Origin of the sequence: Conexibacter woesei DSM 14684, assembly GCF_000025265.1 — a bacterium.
GTDB classification, from domain to species: domain Bacteria; phylum Actinomycetota; class Thermoleophilia; order Solirubrobacterales; family Solirubrobacteraceae; genus Conexibacter; species Conexibacter woesei.
Map to the genome: position 1 here is coordinate 5,978,762 of NC_013739.1, position 21,780 is coordinate 6,000,541.

Sequence of the window (21,780 nt, forward strand, 5' to 3'; positions counted from 1 at the left end):
GGAGGGTATTGCCGAGCAGCACCAGGCGGTCCTACCGTAGCCGCCATGCAACCGGACACAGCCGCAGTCACCAAGCGATTCAACGATGCGTTCCAACGGCACGACCCAACCCCGATCGCCGATCTCGTGGCGGACGACTGCGTGCTGGAGAAAACGTCCCCGGCGCCCGACGGCGCCCGCTTCGAGGGACGCGAGGCCTGCGTCGCCTTCTGGCAGCAGATCGCCGCCGATCGCTCGGTCTCGTTCGAGCTCGAGGACACGATCATCACCGGTGAGCGGGCGATCGTCCTGTGGCGCCTGCGCTTCGGAGCCGACGGCGAGAGCTCCGTCCGCGGCGTCAACCTCACCCACGTCCGCGACGGCAAGATCGTCGAGTCCCTCGGCTACGTGAAAGGAAGCTGACGTGCGCAGCAGCGCACGCTGGAACGGCGACTTGGCGACCGGATCAGGCGCGGTGACGGTGGGTGAGAGCGCCTGGACCGGCAGCTACTCGTTCGCCTCCCGCTTCGAGGACGGCGCCGGCACCAACCCCGAGGAACTGATCGCCGCCGCGCATGCCGGCTGCTACTCGATGGCGCTCTGCCACGTCCTCACGGAGGCCGGGCACGCCCCGCGCTCGATCGAGACGACGGCGCGCGTGCGCCTGCGGATGGTCGAGGGCGTCCCGACGATCAACCAGATCGACCTCGACACGGCGGTCGACGTCCCCGGCCTCGATGAGGCCGGTCTGCGCGAGCTGGCCGAGGTCGCGAAGCAGGCGTGCGCCGTCTCGCGCGCGCTCGCAGGCGTCGAGCAGATCGGCCTGACGTCGGTCACGGTGGCCGCGCCAACCGCCACCTGATCAACGCGAGTGCGGTCGCCTGCCGCGTGTCAGTGCTCGATCAGGTCCGGATTGCCGGCGCCGTCTCCGTCCTGCAGCAGCCGGTTGATCGCGAGCATGACGAACGCGGTCATCGCGGCGATCGTCGCGATCGCGACGCCGACCAGCAGCCACGTCGGCGAGGCACCGATCCACAGGACCAGCCCGACGATCGCGAGCATCGGCAAGAGAAAGACGAACAGCAGCGGCGAGGCGGAGTTGGCGTCGGTCGGCATCGAGGCTCCTTTTCGTGGTGCCTCGAGTCTTGCCGACGGGCACGTTCGCGTCAGCCGCGCGTTCCCGCAGATCAGCGTGGGGAACTACGGATCGTGCCGCCAGCACGACACCTAGCGCCCTCGCTTCTCGTTGCGCCGGTCGGTCTGGAGCAGCGTCGGGAGCGGCTTGGTCGCGCGGAAGCGGTTGGAGCTGCGCGGTCTGCTCCAGCGTCCGAGCGCGTCGCGCGCGCTGACGCGGACGACGCCGTCCTCGGGCAGCGGGACGCGCGCGATCGTCAGCGACCGCTTGCTGCCGCGGGCCGTCAGCTGACGCTCCCGTCCGACGCCGTAGCGCAGCAGCACGCCGTAGGTGCGCGCGCCGGGCACCGGCGTCCAGCGCACCGTGAGGCGCGTGCCGCGGCGTTGCACGCGCACCGTGCGCGGCGCGGCAACTGGCGGCGTTCCGCCGTACTGGTAGGTGTCGAGCGTCTGGTCGGCGATCGGCGTGCCGTCGACCGTCGCGACCGCGACGATCCGCCGCTGCTCGGGGCGCCCGGGTGCCGGTGTGTAGACGATCCGCCCGCGGCCGCCGGTGACGGTCCCCAGCGGGTGCATCACGTTCTCGCCGCGCTCGACGAACGTGACGCGCTGCCCGCCGCCGCGCTTGCGCGCGTCGTAGCTGAGCACCTGCCGGCTGCCCGCGCGGACGACGCGCGCCGCGCTCCTCGCTCTCGGCGAGCCGCGCCCGGAGTCGGGCGTGACGCTGGCCGCGAAGTGCGAGTCGTAGCCCGGCAGCGTGACGCCCATCGACCGCAGGGGAGCTGAGCCCGGGAGCGGCGTGACGGTGTATCTGCCGGCCCCCTTCGCGACTCCTATGTACGCGACGTTCGCGCTCTCGTCGCGCACGCCGCGCAGGTGCTCGGAGGACACCCAGTCGTCGCCGCTGACGTCGAGCGTCTCGCCGTCCGGCGCCGTGATGCGCACCTGCGGCGCGGCACCGATGCCGGGCAGGCGCACGTTCTTGATCGTCTCGCCTCTCACGATGGTGAAGCTCAGGTCGTTGCGGACGGCGGCGCGCGCGACCGCCCGCTGGTCGAACCTGACCCAGTAGCGGCTCGGCTTGCAGCCGTCGAACGGCCAGATCGTGATCCGCCGCGTCGCCCACTCGACCCCGGCGCCCGGGTGCAGCGTGTCGAAGAGGTTCAGGCAGGCGACCATGCCCTTGCTCGTGACCCAGCCGTCGCCGCCGATGCAGGCGCCCTTCTTCACCCCCGCGAGGCACGCCTTTCCGCCTATCGCGGACGTGAACAGGCCCCGGCCCAACAGCGCCTCGACCGCCGCGTGGCCGTATATCGCGATCCCCGGTCCGGGCACCCGCACCTCGCCGCCCGCGTATATGTGATCGGGAGCGGAGTACATCACTGCCGCCGAGCCGACCGGCAGGTAGCCGATCCCGGGGAACTTGATGTCGACGGCGCCGCCGCCGGCGATCGTCGTCGAGTCGAAGCGGCGCCCGGCGAGCTGGCCGAGCTCGGCACCGGCGTCGGACGGCGTCAGCGTGTACGGCTGCTGCGGCGTGGCGAACACGAGCAGCAGCGTGCCGGCGACACGCGATATGTCCGCGACGCTCAGCTTGCCGCCGCCGCGGATCAGCAGCGGGCGCAGCTGCATCGCGAAGTTGAGCTCGTCGAGGAAGACGCCCGGGAAGATCTGCGGCCGCGGAATCGGGCCGCCGAATCTCAGTGCGCCACCGAAGTGCCGGAACGCCCCATCGCAGAAGCCGATCCCGTTCTGCGCCGGCGGGGGCGTGAGCTTGAAGCCGGCCTCGCCTCCGCCGCCGCCGGTGATGAAGACGTTCGCCTGCGCCTTCCACTCATCGCGGTTGCACGTCGAGTTGGGGTTGGTGTCGCCGTCGATGCGGCCGCGAGCCGCGTAGCGGAAGCGCACGTCGGTCATCCGGACGGGACCGATCCCGGCCTCGGGCACCTGGATGTCGAGGTTGTCGAGCTGCGGGCCGGTGCCGTTCTGGGACAGGACGCGGACGCCGGCGCTGGGCGGGCTGCCGCCGAAGATCGCGAACTCGGGCGGCAGTCGCAGCTGCATGACGCCGGAGGCGTAGCGCTGGCCGTCGATCCCCTCGAGTGCGAGGTCGACCGATCCGTCGAGTTTGAAGCCACCGATGTCGGGCAGGCCCTGCCGGCCGTCGTAGCGGGCGATCGCGGCGCTGCGGCCGCAGGCGCATCTTTGGGTGCCCTGGCCCGTGAAGCGGGTGCGCGTGACGCTCGGGTCGTTCTCGAAGTTGAGGTCGAGCTGGCCCGTGCGAACCGTCATCCCGCCCCACGTCACCTTCGCGTTGCTCGCGACGAGGCGGTTCAGGCGCGGGAAGACGACGACCGCCGAGCCGGACCGCGGCGCGATCTTGATGCCGTTGAGGTCGACGGTCTGTCTCGCGACGAACACGTCGTACGGCATCTCTCTGAAGAATCTGCGCGCCTCGTCGCAGAGCGACTGCGGCTTCAGACCGCGCGCCGCCTGGCTGCAGATCGCCACCACGACGGCCGAGACCTTCTCGGACTCGTAGTGCGCCTTCACGAGCGCCCGCTCGCCAGCCGGCACCTCGGTCTCCTCGGCCTCGCGTATGAAGCAGCCCTGCGCGGACATCAGTCCCCAGATGACCGTCTGCTGCTCGCAGAACTTCAGCTGCTGCACCTTCGTCGGGACGAACAGCGGGCGCGACTTCGTGGCGCAGACCGCGACGTCGGGCGGCCCGTTTCTCAGCACTCTCAGCACGAGTCTCGACGGGTCGGAGCCTCTCAGGACGACGAGCGACGACATGCGCGAGCCCGTCCCGCCGGTTGCGCGCAGCGCGATCCCTCCCGGTCCGTTCGTGCCGCGCGCGGTCAGGCCGACGTTCGCCGTCGTGGTGCGCTGCACCGAGACGCCGAGGTACGGCTGGCTGGGGGGACACGAGACGTCGGCTCTGCCATCGCCCGAGAGGTCCCAGTCGAGCATCGTCGCGCCCGTCGTCTCCGAGGCGTCGAGCACTGTCGACCCGGCAAACGGACTGCCGGTCGCTCTCCCGAACCGCGCGATCACACGCGCCGGGTCGCGCGGCGACGACGGCGGAGACGACGGCGGGGGCGGTGACGACGGCGGCGTCACAGGCGGCTGCACGACCGGCGGCGGCTCGCTCCCGCCGTCGGGCACGAGCACGGGAGCATCCGGTCCGGGCGCCGCAGCGAGGCGCGTCAGCTCGCTCGGCGTGAGCGCGCGGTCGTACACGCGCACCTCGTCGATCGCGCCGGGGAAGTCGGAGCTGCCCAGGCAGCCGGCGCTCGGCGAGTAGCCGTCGACGTAGAAGTTCGACGCGACGATCGGCGGCGCGTAGCTGATCCCGGCCGCCGGCTTCGGCGTGCCGACCTCGACGCCGTCGACGTAGAGGTGGATGTTCGTGCCGTCGTAGGTGCCGGCGACGAGGTGCCATCTGTTGTCGAAGACCGCCGCCGACGGCGGCGCGTCGCTGAGCGAGGACGGAGCGGTCGGCCCCGGCGCGCGCACGTAGAAGCGCAGGCCGTCTCTGCCGGGGTAGCCGGTGTAGAGCGCGTAGGACGAGCCGAGGCAGGTGGGGCCGTCGTCGCCGCGGCCGGCGATGTAGCGCAGCACGCCCGGGTCGCCGTTCTGTCTTATCCACGCCAGCAGCGTGATCTGCGCAGGAGCGAGCAGCGGCGAGGTCACCTGCAGCGGCGTCGTGTTCGCGCTCGACAGGTAGCCGCCGAACTTGCCCTGAGCGATCCCGAATCTCATCGTGCCCGCCGCGCTTCTGAGCGCCAGCTGGTTCCCGGAGACGTCGGCGGTGGCGTCGAGCCCGCCGGCGGTCGTCGCGGCGTCGAGCGGCCACTGCGCGGCGAGCGGCGCGGCCGCCTGCGCCGCTGCGGCCTGGACGAAGGCGACCGCGCCGGCGACGGCCAAGGCGAGCAGGACGGCAAGGCAGCGGGAACGGTGTCGGAGCATGAGGCGTGACGCTGGCAGACCGCTGGCGCGCTTCGCATCGGGGGGCTACCCCGGACTTTTGCTCGCCGTCGCACCGGACCGCGGTTACTCTCTTGCACCACGACCCGGAGCAACGCCGGTGCGCGACTTGACGAGAGGCCCTGAGTCAGTGCTCGAACGCGATCGCGAGCTTGCCGAGATCGGCGGGGCGATCGCGGACGCTCGCGCCGGCCGCGGGCGGCTGCTGCTCGTCGAGGGCGCGGCCGGCAGCGGCAAGAGCACGCTCGTCCGCGCCGCGCGCGAGCGCGCCGCGCAGGACGGACTGCGGGTGCTGCGCGCGGCCGCCGGCGAGTTCGAGCGCGAGTACGCGTTCGGCTGCGTGCGCCAGCTGTTCGAGCCGTTCCTGCACGGCCTGCCGGGGCCCGAGCGCGCGCGCCTGCTGGCAGGCGCCGCCGCTCCCGCCGAGTGGATCGTCGCGCCTGCGGGCGACGCGCCGTCCGCCGAGCGCACGGCAGCCGGCTTCGCCGCGCTCAACGCGATCTACTGGCTGATCTCGAACGTCGCCGAAGCGGCGCCGCTGCTGATCGCCGTCGACGACGTGCACTGGGCGGACGACGCGTCGATTCAAGCGCTCGGCCACCTCGGTCGGCGGATCGAGGACCTGCCGATCGCGCTCGTCGTCGCGCTGCGCCCCGAGGAGCCCGACGCGCCGGCAGCGCTGATCGACGGCCTGCGCGCGGTCGCGGGGGACTCGCGCGTCGTGCCGCGGCCGCTGAGCGAGGCGGCCGTCTCTGCGCTCGTGCGCGCGCACACGCCGGCGGCGACCGACGCGGTGTGCGCCGCCTGCCACGCGGAGAGCGCCGGCAACCCGCTCTACCTGCGCGAGCTGCTGCGCACGCTCGACGGCGACGGCGCGCTCGGCCCGGACGTCGTCGCCGCGGCGTCGGTGCCGACGCTCGCCGCGCGCGTCGAGCGCCGCGTCGCGAAGGTCGGCCCGGAGGCGCCCACGCTCGCGTACGCGATGGCGGTGCTCGGCGATGGCGGCGCGCTGCCGCTCGCTGCGCAGCTCGCAGGCGTCGAGCCGACGCGCGCCGCGCGGATCGCCCGGCGCCTGTGCGAGATCGAGGTGCTCGCGGCAGAGGACCCGTTCGCGTTCGTGCACCCGCTCGTGCGGCGCTCGGTCTACGACAGTCTCTCGCTCGCCGAGCGCGACGCCGCGCACGCCGCGGCCGCACGCCTGCTGGAGACGGCCGGCGCGCCCGCGGAGGCGGTGGCCGCGCACCTCGCCGCCACGCGCCCGACGGGCTCGGACGCAGTCGCGGCCGCGCTGCTCGCGGCCGCCGAGACGTCGTCGTCGCGGGCCGCGCCGGAGGCCGCGATCCGGCTGCTGCGGCGTGCGCTGGAGGAGGACGCCGCACAGCCGTCGCGCCCGGTGCTGCTGCACCGGCTCGGCCTCGCCGAGATGGCGATCCGCGACCCGCAGTGCGTCGAGCACATCTCGCAGGCGGTCGAGCTCGCGGACGAGCCGCCCCTGCGGATCGCGGCGACGGTCGCGCTGGCGGAGCTGCTCGCGACGGCCGGACAGTGGGGGCAAGCGCGCGCGCTGCTCTCCGGCGCGCTGGACGGGCTCGACGACCCGGAGCTGCTCGTCCAAGTCGAGGCGATTCACACGGTGGTCGCCGTCAACGACCCGCATCTGGTCGGCGACTTCGAGCGCGAGCGCGAGCACTTCGAGCGGCTGGCGCACGGGCCGAGCTGGGCGGCGCAGGCGCTGACCGCGGCGCTCGCGGCGCAGGCGGTGCAGCGCTGCGAGGACGCGGCGCAGGCGCGAGCGCTCGCCGAGCGCGCTCTCGCGCGCGGCGTCCTGACGAGCGGACGCCCCGCCGGCGGCTGGGCGGGCGCGCAGCTGTTCATGGCGCTCGTCTACTCCGAGGCCTACGACCGCGCGCTCGACGTCGCCGAGGAGATCGAGCGCGAGGGCCGGCGCCACGGCGAGCTGCTCGGCCTGATCGGCGGCCGGGCTTTCCGCAGCCAGGTCGTCGCCCTGCTCGGCGACCTCGCGGCGGCCGAGGCAGACCTGCGCACGCTGCTCGACCTGCTGGGCCAGGCGAACGTCGCGATGTGGACCGCGAACCTGTTCTACGTCTTCCTCGACACGCTGCTCGAGCGCCCCGGCGTCGACGACGTCTCGGCGATCGCCGAGACGCTCGAGCTCGACCCCACCTTCCTCGGGACCATGACCGGCGGGCTGCTGCTCGCCGGCCGCGGACGGCTGCGCCTCGAGCGCGGAGAGCGCGCCGCTGCGCTCGCGGACCTGGAGGCCGCCGGCCTGGTCCTGTCGCCGCTGCGGACCGGGCCCAGCCAGATAACGTGGCGCTCGGACCTCGCGCGCGTGCTGCCGCCGGAGCGCCGCGACGAGGCGCTGGGGCTGGTCGAGGAGGAGGTCGCGCTGGCGCGCCGGCTGGGGCTGCCGCGCACGCTCGGCGTCGCGCTGCGCGGCGCCGGGCTGGTCGAGGGCGGCGTGCGGGGGATCGAGACGTTGCGCGAGTCGGTCGCGGCGCTGGAGGAGTCCGAAGCACGGCTCGAACACGCGCGCTCGCTCGTCGAGCTGGGCGCGGCGCTGCGACGCGCGCGGCAGCGCGTGCAGGCGCGCGAGCAGCTGGCGGCTGGGATCGAGCTGGCGCACCGCTGCGGCGCCCAGCGTCTCGTCGCGCGGGCGCGCGAGGAGCTGCTGGCGGCGGGCGGGCGGCCGCGACGGATCGCGCGCACGGGAGCGGAGGCGCTGACCGTCTCGCAGCTGCGGGTCGCGCGGCTCGCGGTGGCGGGGCAGACGAACGTCGAGATCGCGCAGGAGCTGTACGTGAGCGTCAAGACGGTCGAGACGCATCTGTCGCACGCGTACGGAAAGCTGGGGCTGGCGGGCCAGGGCGCGCGCGCCGACCTCCAGAGATTCCTGCTGCCGCGCCTGCACGACGGCTGGCTCGCGCCGTAGCCGCCTGAGATCGCGACCGCTGGACAGCATCGCGCGCCGTGCGCGGCCGGCGGACGGGCCACCGAACGACGCGGCGCCACGCGCCGTTCGGTGTACTTCCGGCGATGCCCACCGGTTCTCGACTGCCCGCTGTGGCGCAGTTGCTGGCGATCAACGCCGCGCCGTGCGCCACGCTCGAGCGACTGCGGGCCAGCTACGGGGATCGCTTCACGGTCCGGGTGCCGGGCGTGCCGCCGCTCGTCTTCCTCGCGAACCCGGTCGACGCGCGCGCGGTCTTCCAAGCTCCAGCAGACGTCCTGCATCCGGGCGAAGGGGGATCGGCCGTCGAGCCGATAGTCGGTCCCGGCTCCTTCATGCTCGCCGACGAACGCGAGCATCTCGACGGACGCAGTCACGTCAGAGCAGCGTTCTCAGCACGCACCGCGCGCCGCCACCACGCGCTCATCGCCGCGCAGGCCCAGGACGAGGTGGCTGCGTGGCCGCACGACGCGCCCGTCGCGCTGTCCCCCCGCCTTCGCGCCTTCACGCTCTCGTTGGTGCTGCGGACCATCTTCGGCGAAACCGCCGCGACGCAGCAGCTGGCCGTCGACGTGCTCAGGATGCTCGACGTCACGGCGACGCCGGTCATCGGCGCGCCACCGACACGGCACGTTCCTCCGTTCCGTGGAGCCTGGCGACGCTTCCTGCGCCAGAAGGAGCTGGTCGATGCGTCGCTCCTCGCGCTGATCGACGCCCGACGCGCGCGCCCCACCGACGGTGGCGGCGGCGACACGCTCGCGCTGCTGCTCGCGAGCTCCGACGCCGACGGCAGACCGTTGTCGCGCGCGTACATCCGCGACGCCGTCATGTCGATCGTGCTCGCCGGACATGAGACGACGGCGTCAGCGCTCGCGTGGGCGATCACGCTGCTCGCGCACCACCCGCATGTGCAGACTCGCCTGACGGACGAGATCCGCGAAGGCGAGGGCACGCGGTATATGACCGCCACGATCTTCGAGGTCCTCCGCCACCGCCCGGTCTTCCTGTTCGCGATCCCCCGCACCGTGAAGGCACCGATCAGCATCGGTGGCGAAACGTACGGCGTCGGCGATCTGCTGCTGCCGTGCATCTACCTCATCCACCACGATCCCCGCCACTACCCCGAGCCCGATGCCTTCCGTCCTGAGCGATTCCTCGATAGCCGGCCGGACCCGGCCATCTGGATGCCCTGGGGCGGGGGCCGGAAACGCTGCCCCGGACGCCACCTCGCGCTCGCCGAGATCCAGGCGATGCTGACCGCGCTCCTGCGCACGACCCGCATCGAACCAGCCGGCGATCGTGAACCGACCGCCCGCTGGCGCAGCGTCATCGTCACGCCGCGAAACGACGCCCGCGTCGTCCTTCGACAGCGCTAGACCAGGGCGACCACGAAGCACACCTACGCGTCGCCGAGGTCGAGGTCGCGCAGGCGCGCCGGGCCGGCGACCACGTCGATTTCGACGATCCGGCCGTTGACGACGCTGAAGCCGGCGACGGCGAACGCGCGGTCACCGGCTGCGGCGACGATCCCCGCCGTCCCGTTGACGAGCGCCGGCCGAGCGAAGCGGCCGAACCGGGAGCCGCCGGAGAGCGCCACCTCGGCGACGGCCGCCGCGCCGCGGATCTCGCGCGAGGTTCCGGGGCGCAGCCCGCTGCGGTCGACGCGCACCACGACGTCGGGGTCGAGCAGCTCCATCAGCGCCGCGAGGTCGCCGCCTGCCGCGGCGGCCAGGAACGCGTCGACGACGCGGCGCTGCTCGGCGATGTCCGGGTCGGGCGGCGGCGCCTGTCCGCGGACACTGCGACGGGCGCGACTCGCGAGCTGGCGTGCGGCGGCGGGAGAGCGCCCGACGATCGGCGCGATCTCGTCGAACGGCATCGCGAACATGTCGTGCAGGACGAAGGCGAGGCGCTCTGCCGGGTCGAGCTGCTCCAGCACGACCAGCAGCGCCAGCCCGACCGAGTCGGCCAGCAGCGCCTCGTGCTCGGGGTCGCTGCGGTCCTCACGGCCGACGAGCGGGTCGGGGACGTGCGGGCCGAACGGCTCCTCCCGGCGCGCGGTGCGGGAGCGGAGCATGTCGAGGCAGACGCGTGCGACGACCGTCGTCAGCCAGCCGGTCAGGTTCCGCACGTCGTCGGCGCCGGCGCGGTCGAGCCGCAGCCACGCCTCCTGGACCGCGTCGTCGGCCTCGCTGACCGAGCCGAGCATGCGGAAGGCGACCGCGCGCAGGTGCGTGCGATCGGTCTCGAAGCGCGCAGCCAGCCAGTCGCTGTCATCCATCGCTCGGGTGGTCACGCTACCGCTCCGGCGCCCGCGGTCTCGGGGACGCGGCGCTCGGTGCTCGGCGCATCGTGCGACGTCGCCGGTCGTGTGTCCGAGCGCAGCAGGGCGCCGCAGACGAGCGCGCCGGCAGCGAACAGGCCGGCCGCCCACCAGAACGCGGTCGTGTAGCCCTCGACCGCGGCGCGCGCGAGCACGTCCGGGGCCGAGCCGTGATCGGTCGCGTACGCGCTGACGGACGCGGCGGCCAGCGTGCTGAGCAGTGCGACGCCGATCGAGCCGCCGACCTGCTGGGAGGTGCCGACCGTCGCCGAGGCGACGCCGCTGTCCTGCGGCGGCACGCCCCAGGTCGCGGTCGCGTACGAGGGTGCCATCACCATCCCGAACCCGATCCCGATCACGAGCAGCGGCGGCAGCACGTGGGAGACGTAGCCGCTGTCGACGCCGATGCGCGTCAGCAGCACCAGGCCGCCCGCGGCGAGCATCATGCCGGCCGGGATCAGCGGGCGCGCGCCGGTTCGCGGCAGCACACGCATGGTCGTCGTCGTCGCCGAGACCAGCACGACGGCGCTCATCGGCAGGAACGCGAGCCCGGTCTCCAACGGGTTGAAGCCAAGCGTGGCCTGCAGGTAGAACGTGAGGAAGAGGAAGACGCCGAACGCGCCCGCACTCGTGAGTCCGATCGCCAGCAGCGCACCGCCGCGGTCGCGGTCGGCGACGACGCGCAGCGGCAGCAGCGGATGCGCGACACGCAGCTGCAGCGCGACGAACCCGAGCAGCAGCCCGGCGGCGGCGCCCAGCCACGCGACGGTGGCCGGATCGCCCCAGCCTTCGCGCTCCGCGTGCGCGACGCCGAACACGAGCGCGAAGAGTCCGGCCGAGGCGGCCAGCGTCCCCGGGATGTCGAGGCGCGGACGCGCGGACGCGGCGGTGGTGCCCAGCAGCGTCAGCCCGCCGATCGCCGCCGGAACCGCGAACAGGAGCGCGACGTACATGCACCAGCGCCAGTCGAGCAGCTCCGCCAGCGCGCCGCCGAGCAGCAGCCCGAACGCGCCGCCCATGCCGGAGATCGCGCCGTAGACGCCGAACGCCTTCGCACGCTCGGCGGGATCGGTGAACGTGGTCGAGAGGTACGCGAGCGCGGCCGGCGCCAGCAGCGCGGCGCAGACGCCCTGCAGTGCGCGCGCGGCGACGAGCAGCTCGAAGCTCTGCGCCGCGCCGCCCAGTGCCGAGGCGCCGGCGAAGCCGAGCAGGCCGGTGACGAAGGCCGGCTTGCGCCCGACGAGGTCGCCGATGCGCCCCCCGAGCAGCAGCAGGCTGCCGAACGCGAGCGCGTACGCGGTGATCACCCACTGGCGATCGTCGTCGGAGAAGCCGAGATCCCGCTGTGCCGAGGGCAGCGCGATGTTGACGATCGTCACGTCGAGCACGACCAGCAGCTGCGCCGTCGCGACCATCGCGAGGATCCACCAGCGCCGGCCGTCGTGGGCGTCGTGGGCGTGCGCAGTCATCGCGTGCGCCCCCGCCGCCGTACCGCGCGCACGACCAGGACGGGCGGCGCGAGCAGCAACGCCGCGATCGCGGCCGGGATCGCCGCCAGCATCAGCGGGAACAGCACGAACAGCACGATCGCCGGCATCGACAGCAGCAGGAACGGCATGCCGACGGCGACCGCGCCGACGACGAGGTCGAGCGCCTCGCCGGCCATGTCGAGCGGGGACCGCCGCTCGGCGGGCTGTGGCGGCCGAGCGGCGACCGCATTGGAACGTCGGACTTCGAGTGCCTGCTGCACCGTCCGCCTCCTTCATCGAGATGACGTGACTACTCCGATGACGAACCGCGGACCGACGATGTGACGTGCGGCATCATCCGGCGCGTGCCCGAGCCGTCCCAGCCGATGTACGAGTCGTTCGCCGCGGAGTTCGAGGCGCACGCGCGCGACGGCGCGTACAACGCGCACTACGACCGGCCCGCGCTGCTCGAGCTGCTGGGGGACGTCGCCGGTCTCGACGTGCTGGACGCCGGCTGCGGCCCGGGCCTGTACGCCGAGGAGCTGCTCGCGCGCGGCGCCGCCGTCACTGCGTTCGACGCGAGCCCGGAGATGGTGAAGCTGGCGAGGCGACGGGTCGGGTCGCGTGCAGAGGTCCGCACCTGGGATCTGGAGCGGCCGCTGGCATGGCTGCCGGACGCGGCGTATGACGTCGCGCTGATGGCGCTGGTGCTCCATCACGTCGAGGACCGTCCGCTGGCGCTCGCCGAGCTCCACCGCGTGCTCCGTCCCGGCGGTCGCCTCGTCGTGTCGACGTCGCACCCGACGACCGACTGGCTGCTCAAGGGCGGCGGCTACTTCGACCGCGTTCCGATCGAGGAGACCTGGCAGACGAGCTGGGCCGTCCGCTACTGGCGCCAGCCGCTGGAGGCGTGGTGCGAGGAGTTCGCCGACGCCGGCTTTCTGATCGAGCGGCTCGTCGAGCCGCGGCCCGCGCCCACGATGGCGGCCCGCCACCCCGAGGTGCACCAGGCGCTTGAACGGGCGCCTGGCTTCATCGCGTTCCGCCTCGTGAAGGCGTAGCCGTATCCACGCGCTCGCGCCAGGCGTATCCGATATCCTATCGCCCGCAGTTCGAGCAGACAGACGCCTTCCCGTACCCCCACGAGGAGATCGAACCGTGCGCCGCGAACACATCAATCCGGACGGCTTGTTCCAGCACCCGTCGTTCACGCGCATCGTGAGCGTGTCGGGAGCGATGAGACTGATCTTCATCTCGGGCCAGACGCCGACGGACGAGAACTACAAGGTCGTCGCCGAGGGTGACTACGCCGGTCAGTACCGCCAGGTGATGGACAACCTCGGGGTGCAGCTTCGCGCCGCGGGCGCGACCTGGGACGACGTCGTCTATCGCCGGATCTTCACGCTCGACGTCGACGCGCTGATCGCCGCCCTGCGCGCCCCCGAGGCCCGCGGCTACTGGAACGCCGAGACACCGCCCGGCAGCACGCTGGTCGGCGTCACGCGCCTGTCCGATCCCGCGTTCCTGGTCGAGATCGACCTGCAGGCGATCGTCGCGGCCGACTGACGGACCAGCGCTACCCGGCCGGGCGCGTGCGCAGGAGCGCGAGCACGAGCGCCAAGCCGAGCAGCGCGGCGAGCGAGGCGATCAGGAACGTCGTCCCGAGGGCCGCGCTGACAGCGTCGCGAATCGCGCCGTCGAGCTGAGCGCGATCCGCGACCGGCGCGGCGTCGAGCACCGTCCGCGCGCCGCCGCTCGCGACCAGCTCTGCATCGCCTGACCGGCGCAGCTCGCCGCCGAGCCGGTCGGCGATCCGCGCGCTGAAGACGCTGCCGAGGACGGCGATCCCGAGCACGAGCCCGAACTGGCGCGCGGTGTTGACGGCGCCCGCGGCCATCCCGGCACGGTCGTGTGGCACGGCGTCGACCGCAGCGGACGCGAGCACCGGGCTCGCGACGCCGACGCCGATCCCCACGACGACGACGCCGGCGAGCAGCCGCGGCCACTCCGAGCCGCCGTCGAGCCCGGCCTGCAGCACGTCGCCGATCGCGATCAGCGCGAGCGCCACGCCGAACACGCGCCGGGGCGCGATCCGCTGGGAGAGGCGGCCGCCCGCGACCGCCACGACGAACGCCGACGCGCTCAGCGGCACGATCACCAGGCCCGCCTCGACAGGGTCGAGCCCGAGCACCGACTGCAACCAGATCGACGCGTACGGGAGCGCCCCGAAGGCCGTCGCCATCAGGAACGCCGCGGCGATCAGGACCCCCGTCAGCGTGCCCCGCCGCAGCAGCCCGAGGTCGAGCAGCGGCGCGCGCGAGCGCGACTCGATCGCGACGAACGCGCACAGCCCGAGCACGGCCACGGCGAGCGGGCCGAGCGTCCACGCCGACGTCCAGCCCTCCCCGCCGGCCTCCATCACCGTGACCGTCGCCGCGGCCGCCGCGAGCGTGAAGGCGATCCCGCCGGCCCAGTCGATCCGCCGCCCGGCCGCGACGGGCGGCTCACGCAGCGCACGGCGCGCGACGGCGATCGCGACCAGCCCGAGCGGGACGTTGACGAAGAACACCCAGCGCCACGACAGCCCCTGCGTCAGCAGCCCGCCGACGATCGGCCCGGCAGACGCCGCCGCGCCGTTGGTCGCGCTCCAGATCCCGAAGGCGACCCCACGCGCCGATCCGCTGTACGTGGCGCTGATCAGCGCGATCGACGTCGCGAACATCGCCGCGCCGCCGACGCCCTGCACGGCACGGGCGGCGATCAGCACGTCGACCGACGGCGCGAGGCCGCAGGCAAGCGAGGCGGCGGCGAAGACGCCGAGGCCCGCGAGATAGGTGCGCCGGCGTCCGACGACGTCGGACAGCGATCCGATCAGCAGCAGCAACGCGGCGAGCGTGAGCGCGTACGCCGTGACGATCCATTGCAGGTCGCTGAACGACGCGCCGAGCGCGGGCGCCATCTCCGGCAGCGCGACGTTCACGATCGTGACGTCCACGAGCAGCATGAACGTCCCGAGGCAGACGGCGGCGAGGCCCGCCCAGCCCGGATGCGAGTCGGGTGGGCGAGCCGCCGCCATCAGCAGCCCCGGACCGCGCCTAGCCGGCCAGTGCGGCGCGGACCCCGCTGCCGACACGGCTGAGCCGGTCGACCGGCTCGCATCCGAACGCGAAGCGGACGAGCGTCGCGCCGTATGTCTCCCCCGAGAGCTTCAACGACGTCGCGGCGATCTTGGAGCGGCCCATCAGGAGCTTGACGGCCTCGCCCGCGTCGAGCCCGAACTGCGAGACGTCGAGCGCGCACGACCAGCCGCCGGCCGCGGGCACGACGCCGAACTCGGCGAGCTGCGCCGCGATCGCGTCCCGCCGGGCCGTCCATTCCACGAGCGCGCGCTGGAGGTCGGCCTCGTCGTTCTGCGACAGGACCGCGGCGCCCGCGGCCTGCGCGATCGCGGGAGCGCCGGAGCCGACGTTGGCCACGACGCGATGCAACGACTCCATCGACTCCTCGGGACCGGCGATCCACCCGATCCGCCAGCCGACCATCCGGAACTCCTTCGACAGCGACCCGACGACGAAGGTCCGCTCCCGCATGCCCTCGTAGTTCAACGGATGCAGTCGCGGGCGCCCGTCGTAGACGATCGCCTCCATCGCCGCGTCGTAGATCAGCCACAGGTCGTGCTCGCGGCAGACGCGCGCGATCGCCGACCACTCCTCGTCGTTCAGGACGGCGCCCGTCGGCATCGAGGGGTTCGCGATCAGCACGGCGCGCGTCCGCGCCGTGATCGCCTCCTCCAGGCGCTCGACGTCGAGGCGCCATTCGCCGTCGGCGACGACGAACGGCAGGTGCCGCGGCACGCCGCCGGCGAGGCGGACGCGGTTGAGCAGACCGGTGAACGTCGGATCGGGGACGATCACCTCGGCCTGTTCGTCGACCGTCGTCAACAGGACGTCGAAGACGCCCTCCAGCCCGCCGGCCGTGACGACGATCTCGTGCTCGGGGTCGTACGCGACGCCGAGGCGCCGCTGCAGGTGCGCGGCGATCGCGTCGCGCAGCTCCGCCGTGCCGCGCGTCGGCAGGTAGCTGTTGGCCTCCCGCCCGGCGAGGCGCTCGCGCGTCACGCGGAGCGCCGCCTCCGGAGGCGCCAGATCGGTCTCGAAATGATGCAGCTCGAGCACCTCTGGGTCGGCCCGCGCGGCGGCGAACGCGCGGTCGATCCCGTGAGGGGTGAGGCGTTGTACCCGACTGGCCAGCATGCGTCTCCGTTTCACGAAATGGCGAGGCCCGTGGGTCTCGCCGCATCGGCGAGACCCACGGGAGATCGCTCACTTGATCGGTCTGTTGTCCATCCCCTGCGCCGTCTGGGCAGCTTCGAGCGCCGAGACGTCGGTCATCTCCGCGAACGACAGCGGCTCCTCGACACCGGTCTGCGCCAGCCCCTCCTTGAACGTCTCCTCCTCGAGGTAGAGGTTCGGGCAGAAGGTCGCGATGCCGCCCTCGTAGTCGTACCGGTCGCCCGCCACGTCGAAGCCGGCCTCCTCGGCGATCTCGAGGACTCTGTCCTTCTTCGCGACGTCGAGGTACTCGGCGGCGCCGCGCAGCGTCGCGCTCAGGAAGGCCTCGGCCTCCTCGGGGTTGTCCTTCACCCAGCCCGCCTTCGCGAACATCACGTCGTTCGGCGTGTTGACGATCTCGTCGACGACGATCTTCGCGCCGGCTCTGTCGATGACCTCCTTGGCGCTGCTGTAGAACGGCGTCAACGAGATCCGGTCGCTCGCGAGCAGTCTCGCCCACGCGGTCGAGCCGCCGGGGACGAAGACCATCTCGGCGTCGACCGAGTCGATGTCCCAGCCGGCCTCCTTGAGCGCCTCCTTGCGCAGATCGATCTCCGGGTTGCCCGCCTCCATGCCGAGCACGATGTCCTTGCCGTCGAGATCCTCGACCGACTCGATGCCGGGGGCGACCGCAAGACGGATCTGGTTGTTGCAGCGGTAGCCCGAGAACGCCTTGAACTCGAGTCCCTTGCTGATCGCCTCGTTCAGCGTCCCGAGGTCCGCCGTGCCGACCTCCGCCTGGCCCGACGCCACGGCCGCGGTGACGTCCTCCACCTGCGAGACCTCGACCTCGATGCCCTCTCTCTCGTAGTAGCCGAGCTTGTCCGCGAGGATGAACGGCGCGGCGCTGCCGAAGTTCGGCAGGCCGACCATCACGCGGATCTTCTCCGTCTTGCCGCCGTCGGCGGACCCGGAGTCGTCGTCGGATCCGCACGCAGCGATACCGAGCGCCAACGCCGTTGCGACGACACCGACCATGCCCCTTTGCAGGACCTTCATGAACACCTCTCCTTTGTTGCGGTGCGATCAGGCGAACTCGGGCAGCGCGTCGCGCGCCAGCAGCTCCATCTGGCGGATCAGGTGCTCGGCGGTCGGTGGGATGCACCGCAGCACCGCGACGTTCAACCCGACCTGCTGGTACTCCTTGATGCGCTCGATGAACGTGTCGGGGGAGCCGATGAAGGTCCCCTCGCGCAACGCCTGCGCGTCTCTGAACTTCGGCCCGAGCGCGAGCTCGGCGGCGGCGAGCGCGGCCTCGTCGGTCTCGTCGACCGACGACCACAGGCTCACGCCGAAGTCGAGATCGTCCGTGCGACCGGCCTCCGCGGCCAGCGTGCGGATGTTCTCGACCCCGCTCGCGAAGATGTCGACCGGGCATTGGCTCGGGAGCCAGCCGTCGCCGGCGTTCACGACGCGCTTCTGAGCGATGTCCGACCGGCCTCCCCACCAGATCGGCGGGCCGGGCTTCTGAATCGGCTTCGGGTACACCTCGAGCCCGCTGTAGGAGATCGTCGCACCCCTGAACGTCGCCGGCTCGTCCGCCCACATGTTCTGCATCACGGCGGTGTACTCGTCGGTCAGCTTGCCGCGGTGGGTGGTGACGCCGTACGCCTCGTACTCCAGCTTCGCGACCCCGCCGAGCGCCGCCAGGTTGAAGCCCGCGTCAGCCTTGCGCGCCGGCAGCGCACCCGACCCGAGGCCGAGGATCACGCGGCCGTTGGAGAGGTTGTCGAGCGTCGCCACCTGCTTCGCGAGCAGCACCGGATGCCGGTTCGGCAGCACGAGGACGCTCGTCAGCAGCTTCAGCGTCTCGGTCCGGGCCGCCATGTACGCCAGCACCTGCATCGGCTCGTAGAAGACGCGGTCGTCGCCGTCATGATGGCCGCGGCAGACGCCGATCTTGCCGTCGGTGATGAGATGGTCGCCGACCGCGAGGCCGTAGAAGCCGAGCCGCTCGGCGGCGTCGGCGACCTCCTCCATCGCGCCGACGCTGGCGACGCAGCGCGCGTCGGGCAGCTCGATGATGATGCGAACAGGACTGGTGGTTGCCAATGTGTCCTCCCTAGTTTTGAGTTGAGAGCTTGTGCGACTGGGGACGCGACGGCTCACGCTCTCCGCGGTCCCGGGCGGCCGATCGGCGACGCCACGTACCACGGTGCGAACCAGCGGATCGCCCACCGCAGCAGCACGCGAGCGGTGATCGTCACGATCACCATCACCAGGACGACCGCCATCGCGTCGTCCATCCGGAAGTCGAACGCCGCGCGCTGCAGCGTCACCCCGATGCCGGTCTTGGAGCCGAGGTACTCGGCGAGGATCTCCCCGATCATCCCGAGGATCACCGCGCGCTCGAGCGCGGCGAAGATGTACGGCGCCGAGGCCGGCATGACGATGCGGCGCAGCACCTGCCACTTCGTGTAGCCGAACACGCGCCCGGCCCAGACGTAGGAGCGGTCGACCGTGCGGGCGCCCTCCATCGTGTTCGTCAGGACGACGAAGACGACGAGCAGGAAGACCATCGCGATCTTCGACGTCGCGCCGAGACCCAAGCCCAGGATCACGACCGGCGCGATCGCGACCTTCGGAACCGAGTACGCCAGCCACGCCAGCGGCGCGAACAGCTTGTTCAGGAGCTGGAACCAGCCGATCATCAAGCCGAACGTCACGCCGATCACGGACGCGACGGTGAAGCCGATCAGATAGTTCTTGACCGTGAACCACAAGCTGCTGAGGAACGTCTCCTCCGCGATCAGCTCGCGGAACGCCTGCAGGATGTCCAGCGGCGGCGGCAGGAACGCCGGGTCGAGCAGACCGAGCGTCGTCGCCGCGAGCTGCCACAGCGTCAGCAGCGCGGCGAGCTCCAGGATCACGAGCGGCGTCCAGCCGCGCAGCCAGCGCCGCGTGCGGCGGCGCACGGTCCCCGTGCGGACGGGTGTGCTGAGGGCGGTCATCGCTGCCCCGCCGTCGTGTTCCAGCGGCCGAGCCGGTCGCTGAGGTGCTTCAGCAGCTCGCCGACGAAGAACATCCAGACGATCGCCATCGCGATCGCCGCGAACGCGCGCTCGGTCTGGAAGCTGTTCGTGCTCAAGGAGATCAGCGCGCCGACGCCCTCCGCCGAGCCGGTCAGCTCCGCGACGAGCACGCCGAGCGCCGCCAGGATCGCCGATTGCCGGACGCCGACGAAGATGAACGGCAGCGTCGAGGGGATCACGATCTTGCGGAAGATCGCGGGCGTTCTCATGCCGAAGACGCGCCCCGCGTTCAGGAACGACGGGCTGACCGTGCGCGCTCCGGCGGCGGTGTTGATGATGATCGGGAAGACCGCCGCGACGAACGCGAGGAAGATCACCGGACCGCGTCCGAAGCCGAACCAGACGACCGACAGCGGCCGGTACGCCAGCCACGGCACCGCGTAGACCGCCCACAGGACCGGGCCGACCAGCTTGTCGACCGGGATGAACGAGCCGAGCAGCAGGCCGACGACGATGCCGACGACGATCGCGAGCCCGAGGCCGAGCACGTATGCCGTGAAGCTCGCCTGGACGTTGGTCCACAGGTCGCCGCTCTCGACCAGCTCCTTGAACCCGACCAAGATCTCCGTCGGCGCGGGCAGGAAGACGGGGTTGACGAGATCGAGCTCGGCGACCGCGATCTGCCAGCAGGCGACGATGATCGCCAGCTCTATCGCGAGCAGCACGTACGACCGGCCGGCGAACTTCTTCAGGCGGGCGGCGGTCACTGCTCGCCCCGGGCGTGGATGACCGCCTCCGCGTGGAGCATCTCCCACAACTGCTCGCGCAGCCCGATGAAGATCGGGTCGGCCTTCGCGTCGAAGCTGTAGCGCGGGCGTGGCAGCGGGACGTCGAGGACCGCCTTGATGCGGCCCGGCTTCGTCGTCGCGACGACCACGCGGTCGCCGAGCAGGATCGCCTCGTCGATGCTGTGCGTGATGAACAGCGCGGACTTGCCCGACTCGGCGATGATCCGCTCCAACTCGTCCTGCATCACCTGCCGCGTCATCGCGTCGACCGCGGCCAGCGGCTCGTCGAGCAGCAGCGTGGTCGGGTTGGCGACGATCGCACGCGCAAGACCGACGCGCTGCTTCATGCCGCCAGAGAGCTGGCTCGGGTAGGCCTTCTCGAAGCCTTCGAGGCCGACCATCTTGATCACGTCCCGGATGCGGGCGTCGGCGTCCCTGCGCAGGTCCTTCTGCGCCTCGATCCCGACACGGACGTTGTCCCACGTCGTGCGCCACGGGAAGATCGCGTAGTCCTGGAAGACGATCGCGCGATCCGGTCCGGGACCGACGACCGGTCTGCCGTCGATCAGGACCCTGCCCTTCGACGGCGTGAGGAGCCCTGCGATCGCGTTCAGCAGCGTCGTCTTGCCGCAGCCGCTGGGCCCGACGACGGTCACGAACTCGCCGTCGTCGATCGTGAGGTTCACCCCCGTCAGCGCGACGAACGGCTCGTCGGTGTGTGACTGGCCATAAGTGACTTCAAGGTCCTTGACTTCAATTCGTGCCATGTGACTCCGTCGGACTTTGCGTCGATGACAACATGAGCTTTCGGTGCGACAGCGGCGGCTAATCCGCCAGCGCGCGTGCGGTCAGCGCGGATCGGGACCGGTCGCGACAGGCGGATCCGGCTGCGCCGTCCATTTGGACCACGAGCCGGCGTAGAGCGCCGCGGGCATGCCGGCGAGCGCGAGCGCGAGGATGTCGGTCGCCGCGGTCACCCCCGAGCCGCAGTAGACCCCGACCGCGGTGTCCGGCGTGATGCCGAGCTGACCGAAGCGCGCTCGCAGCAGCTCTGCGCTCAGCATGCGCCCGTCCGCGTCGACCATCTCCGCCGCGGGTGCGTTCAGCGCGCCGGGGATGTGCCCCGCGATCGGGTCGATCGGCTCCGACTCGCCGCTGTAGCGCTCAGGCGCGCGTGCATCGAGCAGCACGCCGTCGTCGGCGCGTGCCTGGACCAGCGCGTCGTCGAGCCGATGCTCCGCAACGACGCGGACCGTGAAGCTCCCGGGTCGCGGCCGTGGAACCTCGTCGGTGACGTCGAACCCGTCCGCCTGCCACGCCGCCAGCCCACCGTCGAGCACGCGCACGCGTTCGTGTCCCACGTAGCGCAGCAGCCACCAGGCGCGCGCTGCGCCCATCGGCTCACGCGCGCCGTAGACGCAGACCTCGCGCTCGGCGTCGACGCCCGCGTCGCGCAGCCACCGCGCAAGCTCGTCGAGGTCCGGCAGCGGGTGCCGTCCTTCCGGCCCAGCCGGGCCGGAGAGCACGCTGTCGAGGTCGCAGAAGACCGCTCCAGGAATGTGACCGGCAGCGTAGGCACGTTGCCCGAAGCCCGGATCGCCCAACTGCCAGCGCACGTCGAGGACGGCCGGCGGCTCAACGGCCGCCAGGCTCAGCGCCAACTCCTCAGGCGTAATCATGATGCTCGCGTTAACTGAGCCTCTGACTGCCACCAACGACTCCTCTCCCAAGCAGAGCGAACGACGTCGCTCTCCCGCGAACATCGCTCTCGTGCGCCAGTTGTATCCGATACACGGGATCCAAGTCAACAAAATCAATCTGCG

General features: G+C 72.1%; 19 protein-coding genes. 6 read left to right on the forward strand and 13 right to left on the reverse strand.

All coding sequences use genetic code 11. The features are described from left to right. Nucleotides 1-45 precede the first annotated feature (45 nt). Nucleotides 46-402: a nuclear transport factor 2 family protein gene (locus tag CWOE_RS28055; RefSeq protein WP_012937042.1), complete on the forward strand. Its 357-nt coding sequence runs from the start codon at nucleotides 46-48 to the stop codon at nucleotides 400-402. Nucleotide 403: 1 nt separating this feature from the next. Then, nucleotides 404-841, forward strand: coding sequence for an OsmC family peroxiredoxin (locus CWOE_RS28060; protein WP_012937043.1), 438 nt, complete (start codon nucleotides 404-406; stop codon nucleotides 839-841). A gap of 29 nt (nucleotides 842-870) precedes the next feature. On the opposite strand, the gene CWOE_RS28065 is transcribed toward CWOE_RS28060, so the two are convergent. Then, on the reverse strand, nucleotides 871-1,095 hold the full coding sequence (locus CWOE_RS28065; RefSeq protein ID WP_012937044.1) for a hypothetical protein: 225 nt from the start codon (nucleotides 1,093-1,095) through the stop codon (nucleotides 871-873). 111 nt (nucleotides 1,096-1,206) lie between these two features. Next, entirely contained in the window at nucleotides 1,207-5,085 is a 3,879-nt protein-coding gene (locus CWOE_RS28070; RefSeq protein WP_012937045.1) for a LamG domain-containing protein, read from the reverse strand. Between the two features lie 148 nt (nucleotides 5,086-5,233). Here CWOE_RS28070 and CWOE_RS28075 point away from each other — a divergent pair, with 148 nt between their 5' ends. Next, nucleotides 5,234-8,056, forward strand: a complete 2,823-nt coding sequence (locus CWOE_RS28075) for a helix-turn-helix transcriptional regulator (RefSeq protein ID WP_012937046.1) — start codon at nucleotides 5,234-5,236, stop codon at nucleotides 8,054-8,056. Between the two features lie 104 nt (nucleotides 8,057-8,160). After that, a complete protein-coding gene (locus CWOE_RS28080) occupies nucleotides 8,161-9,450 on the forward strand; it encodes a cytochrome P450 (protein ID WP_012937047.1) in 1,290 nt (429 codons plus the stop codon). Between the two features lie 23 nt (nucleotides 9,451-9,473). Here the strand turns inward: CWOE_RS28080 and sigJ are convergent, their stop codons facing one another. The 3 genes from sigJ to CWOE_RS28095 are packed head-to-tail and all read right to left on the reverse strand — an operon-like array spanning nucleotide 9,474 to nucleotide 12,147. Next, entirely contained in the window at nucleotides 9,474-10,355 is an 882-nt protein-coding gene (gene sigJ, locus CWOE_RS28085) for an RNA polymerase sigma factor SigJ (protein WP_012937048.1), read from the reverse strand. Nucleotides 10,356-10,366: 11 nt separating this feature from the next. Beyond that, on the reverse strand, nucleotides 10,367-11,866 hold the full coding sequence (locus tag CWOE_RS28090) for an MFS transporter (protein ID WP_012937049.1): 1,500 nt from the start codon (nucleotides 11,864-11,866) through the stop codon (nucleotides 10,367-10,369). Beyond that, nucleotides 11,863-12,147 (reverse strand): hypothetical protein, encoded by a 285-nt coding sequence (locus CWOE_RS28095; protein WP_148261197.1) that lies wholly within the window; start codon nucleotides 12,145-12,147, stop codon nucleotides 11,863-11,865. The genes CWOE_RS28090 and CWOE_RS28095 overlap by 4 nt, the downstream gene beginning before the upstream one ends. Before the next feature lie 105 nt (nucleotides 12,148-12,252). On the opposite strand from CWOE_RS28095, the gene CWOE_RS28100 reads away from it, so the two are divergent. Next, complete coding sequence (locus CWOE_RS28100) at nucleotides 12,253-12,927, forward strand: class I SAM-dependent methyltransferase (RefSeq protein WP_041733916.1); 675 nt, start codon at nucleotides 12,253-12,255, stop codon at nucleotides 12,925-12,927. Nucleotides 12,928-13,024: 97 nt separating this feature from the next. Next, nucleotides 13,025-13,432: a RidA family protein gene (locus CWOE_RS28105; RefSeq protein ID WP_012937051.1), complete on the forward strand. Its 408-nt coding sequence runs from the start codon at nucleotides 13,025-13,027 to the stop codon at nucleotides 13,430-13,432. A gap of 10 nt (nucleotides 13,433-13,442) precedes the next feature. Here CWOE_RS28105 and CWOE_RS28110 read toward each other — a convergent pair whose 3' ends face one another. The 8 genes from CWOE_RS28110 to CWOE_RS28145 form a co-directional block, all read right to left on the reverse strand. Continuing rightward, a complete protein-coding gene (locus CWOE_RS28110) occupies nucleotides 13,443-14,942 on the reverse strand; it encodes an MFS transporter (protein ID WP_012937052.1) in 1,500 nt (499 codons plus the stop codon). Nucleotides 14,943-14,961: 19 nt separating this feature from the next. Then, complete coding sequence (locus CWOE_RS28115; protein ID WP_012937053.1) at nucleotides 14,962-16,119, reverse strand: pyridoxal phosphate-dependent aminotransferase; 1,158 nt, start codon at nucleotides 16,117-16,119, stop codon at nucleotides 14,962-14,964. Between the two features lie 69 nt (nucleotides 16,120-16,188). Further along, nucleotides 16,189-17,196: an ABC transporter substrate-binding protein gene (locus CWOE_RS28120; RefSeq protein WP_012937054.1), complete on the reverse strand. Its 1,008-nt coding sequence runs from the start codon at nucleotides 17,194-17,196 to the stop codon at nucleotides 16,189-16,191. Nucleotides 17,197-17,223: 27 nt separating this feature from the next. Next, complete coding sequence (locus tag CWOE_RS31670) at nucleotides 17,224-18,249, reverse strand: LLM class flavin-dependent oxidoreductase (protein ID WP_012937055.1); 1,026 nt, start codon at nucleotides 18,247-18,249, stop codon at nucleotides 17,224-17,226. A 53-nt stretch (nucleotides 18,250-18,302) separates the two neighbouring features. Then, nucleotides 18,303-19,148: an ABC transporter permease gene (locus tag CWOE_RS28130; RefSeq protein ID WP_012937056.1), complete on the reverse strand. Its 846-nt coding sequence runs from the start codon at nucleotides 19,146-19,148 to the stop codon at nucleotides 18,303-18,305. After that, nucleotides 19,145-19,936 (reverse strand): ABC transporter permease, encoded by a 792-nt coding sequence (locus CWOE_RS28135; protein ID WP_012937057.1) that lies wholly within the window; start codon nucleotides 19,934-19,936, stop codon nucleotides 19,145-19,147. Before CWOE_RS28135 ends, CWOE_RS28130 begins: the two co-directional genes overlap by 4 nt. Continuing rightward, nucleotides 19,933-20,724: an ABC transporter ATP-binding protein gene (locus CWOE_RS28140; protein ID WP_012937058.1), complete on the reverse strand. Its 792-nt coding sequence runs from the start codon at nucleotides 20,722-20,724 to the stop codon at nucleotides 19,933-19,935. Before CWOE_RS28140 ends, CWOE_RS28135 begins: the two co-directional genes overlap by 4 nt. Nucleotides 20,725-20,805: 81 nt before the next feature. After that, nucleotides 20,806-21,636, reverse strand: a complete 831-nt coding sequence (locus CWOE_RS28145; RefSeq protein WP_041731118.1) for a sulfurtransferase — start codon at nucleotides 21,634-21,636, stop codon at nucleotides 20,806-20,808. Nucleotides 21,637-21,780: the final 144 nt, after the last annotated feature.

What these genes read in the sequence shown, in the direction of transcription:
- CWOE_RS28065 (WP_012937044.1), bottom strand. Translation starts at nt 1,095, where the DNA reads ATGCCGACCGACGCCAACTCCGCCTCGCCGCTGCTGTTCGTCTTTCTC.
- CWOE_RS28080 (WP_012937047.1), top strand. Translation starts at nt 8,161, where the DNA reads ATGCCCACCGGTTCTCGACTGCCCGCTGTGGCGCAGTTGCTGGCGATC.
- CWOE_RS28100 (WP_041733916.1), top strand. Translation starts at nt 12,253, where the DNA reads ATGTACGAGTCGTTCGCCGCGGAGTTCGAGGCGCACGCGCGCGACGGC.
- CWOE_RS28140 (WP_012937058.1), bottom strand. Translation starts at nt 20,724, where the DNA reads ATGGCACGAATTGAAGTCAAGGACCTTGAAGTCACTTATGGCCAGTCA.
- CWOE_RS28090 (WP_012937049.1), bottom strand. Translation starts at nt 11,866, where the DNA reads ATGACTGCGCACGCCCACGACGCCCACGACGGCCGGCGCTGGTGGATC.
- CWOE_RS28115 (WP_012937053.1), bottom strand. Translation starts at nt 16,119, where the DNA reads ATGCTGGCCAGTCGGGTACAACGCCTCACCCCTCACGGGATCGACCGC.
- CWOE_RS28145 (WP_041731118.1), bottom strand. Translation starts at nt 21,636, where the DNA reads ATGATTACGCCTGAGGAGTTGGCGCTGAGCCTGGCGGCCGTTGAGCCG.
- CWOE_RS28070 (WP_012937045.1), bottom strand. Translation starts at nt 5,085, where the DNA reads ATGCTCCGACACCGTTCCCGCTGCCTTGCCGTCCTGCTCGCCTTGGCC.
- CWOE_RS28130 (WP_012937056.1), bottom strand. Translation starts at nt 19,148, where the DNA reads ATGACCGCCCTCAGCACACCCGTCCGCACGGGGACCGTGCGCCGCCGC.
- CWOE_RS28055 (WP_012937042.1), top strand. Translation starts at nt 46, where the DNA reads ATGCAACCGGACACAGCCGCAGTCACCAAGCGATTCAACGATGCGTTC.
- sigJ (WP_012937048.1), bottom strand. Translation starts at nt 10,355, where the DNA reads ATGGATGACAGCGACTGGCTGGCTGCGCGCTTCGAGACCGATCGCACG.
- CWOE_RS28120 (WP_012937054.1), bottom strand. Translation starts at nt 17,196, where the DNA reads ATGAAGGTCCTGCAAAGGGGCATGGTCGGTGTCGTCGCAACGGCGTTG.
- CWOE_RS28110 (WP_012937052.1), bottom strand. Translation starts at nt 14,942, where the DNA reads ATGGCGGCGGCTCGCCCACCCGACTCGCATCCGGGCTGGGCGGGCCTC.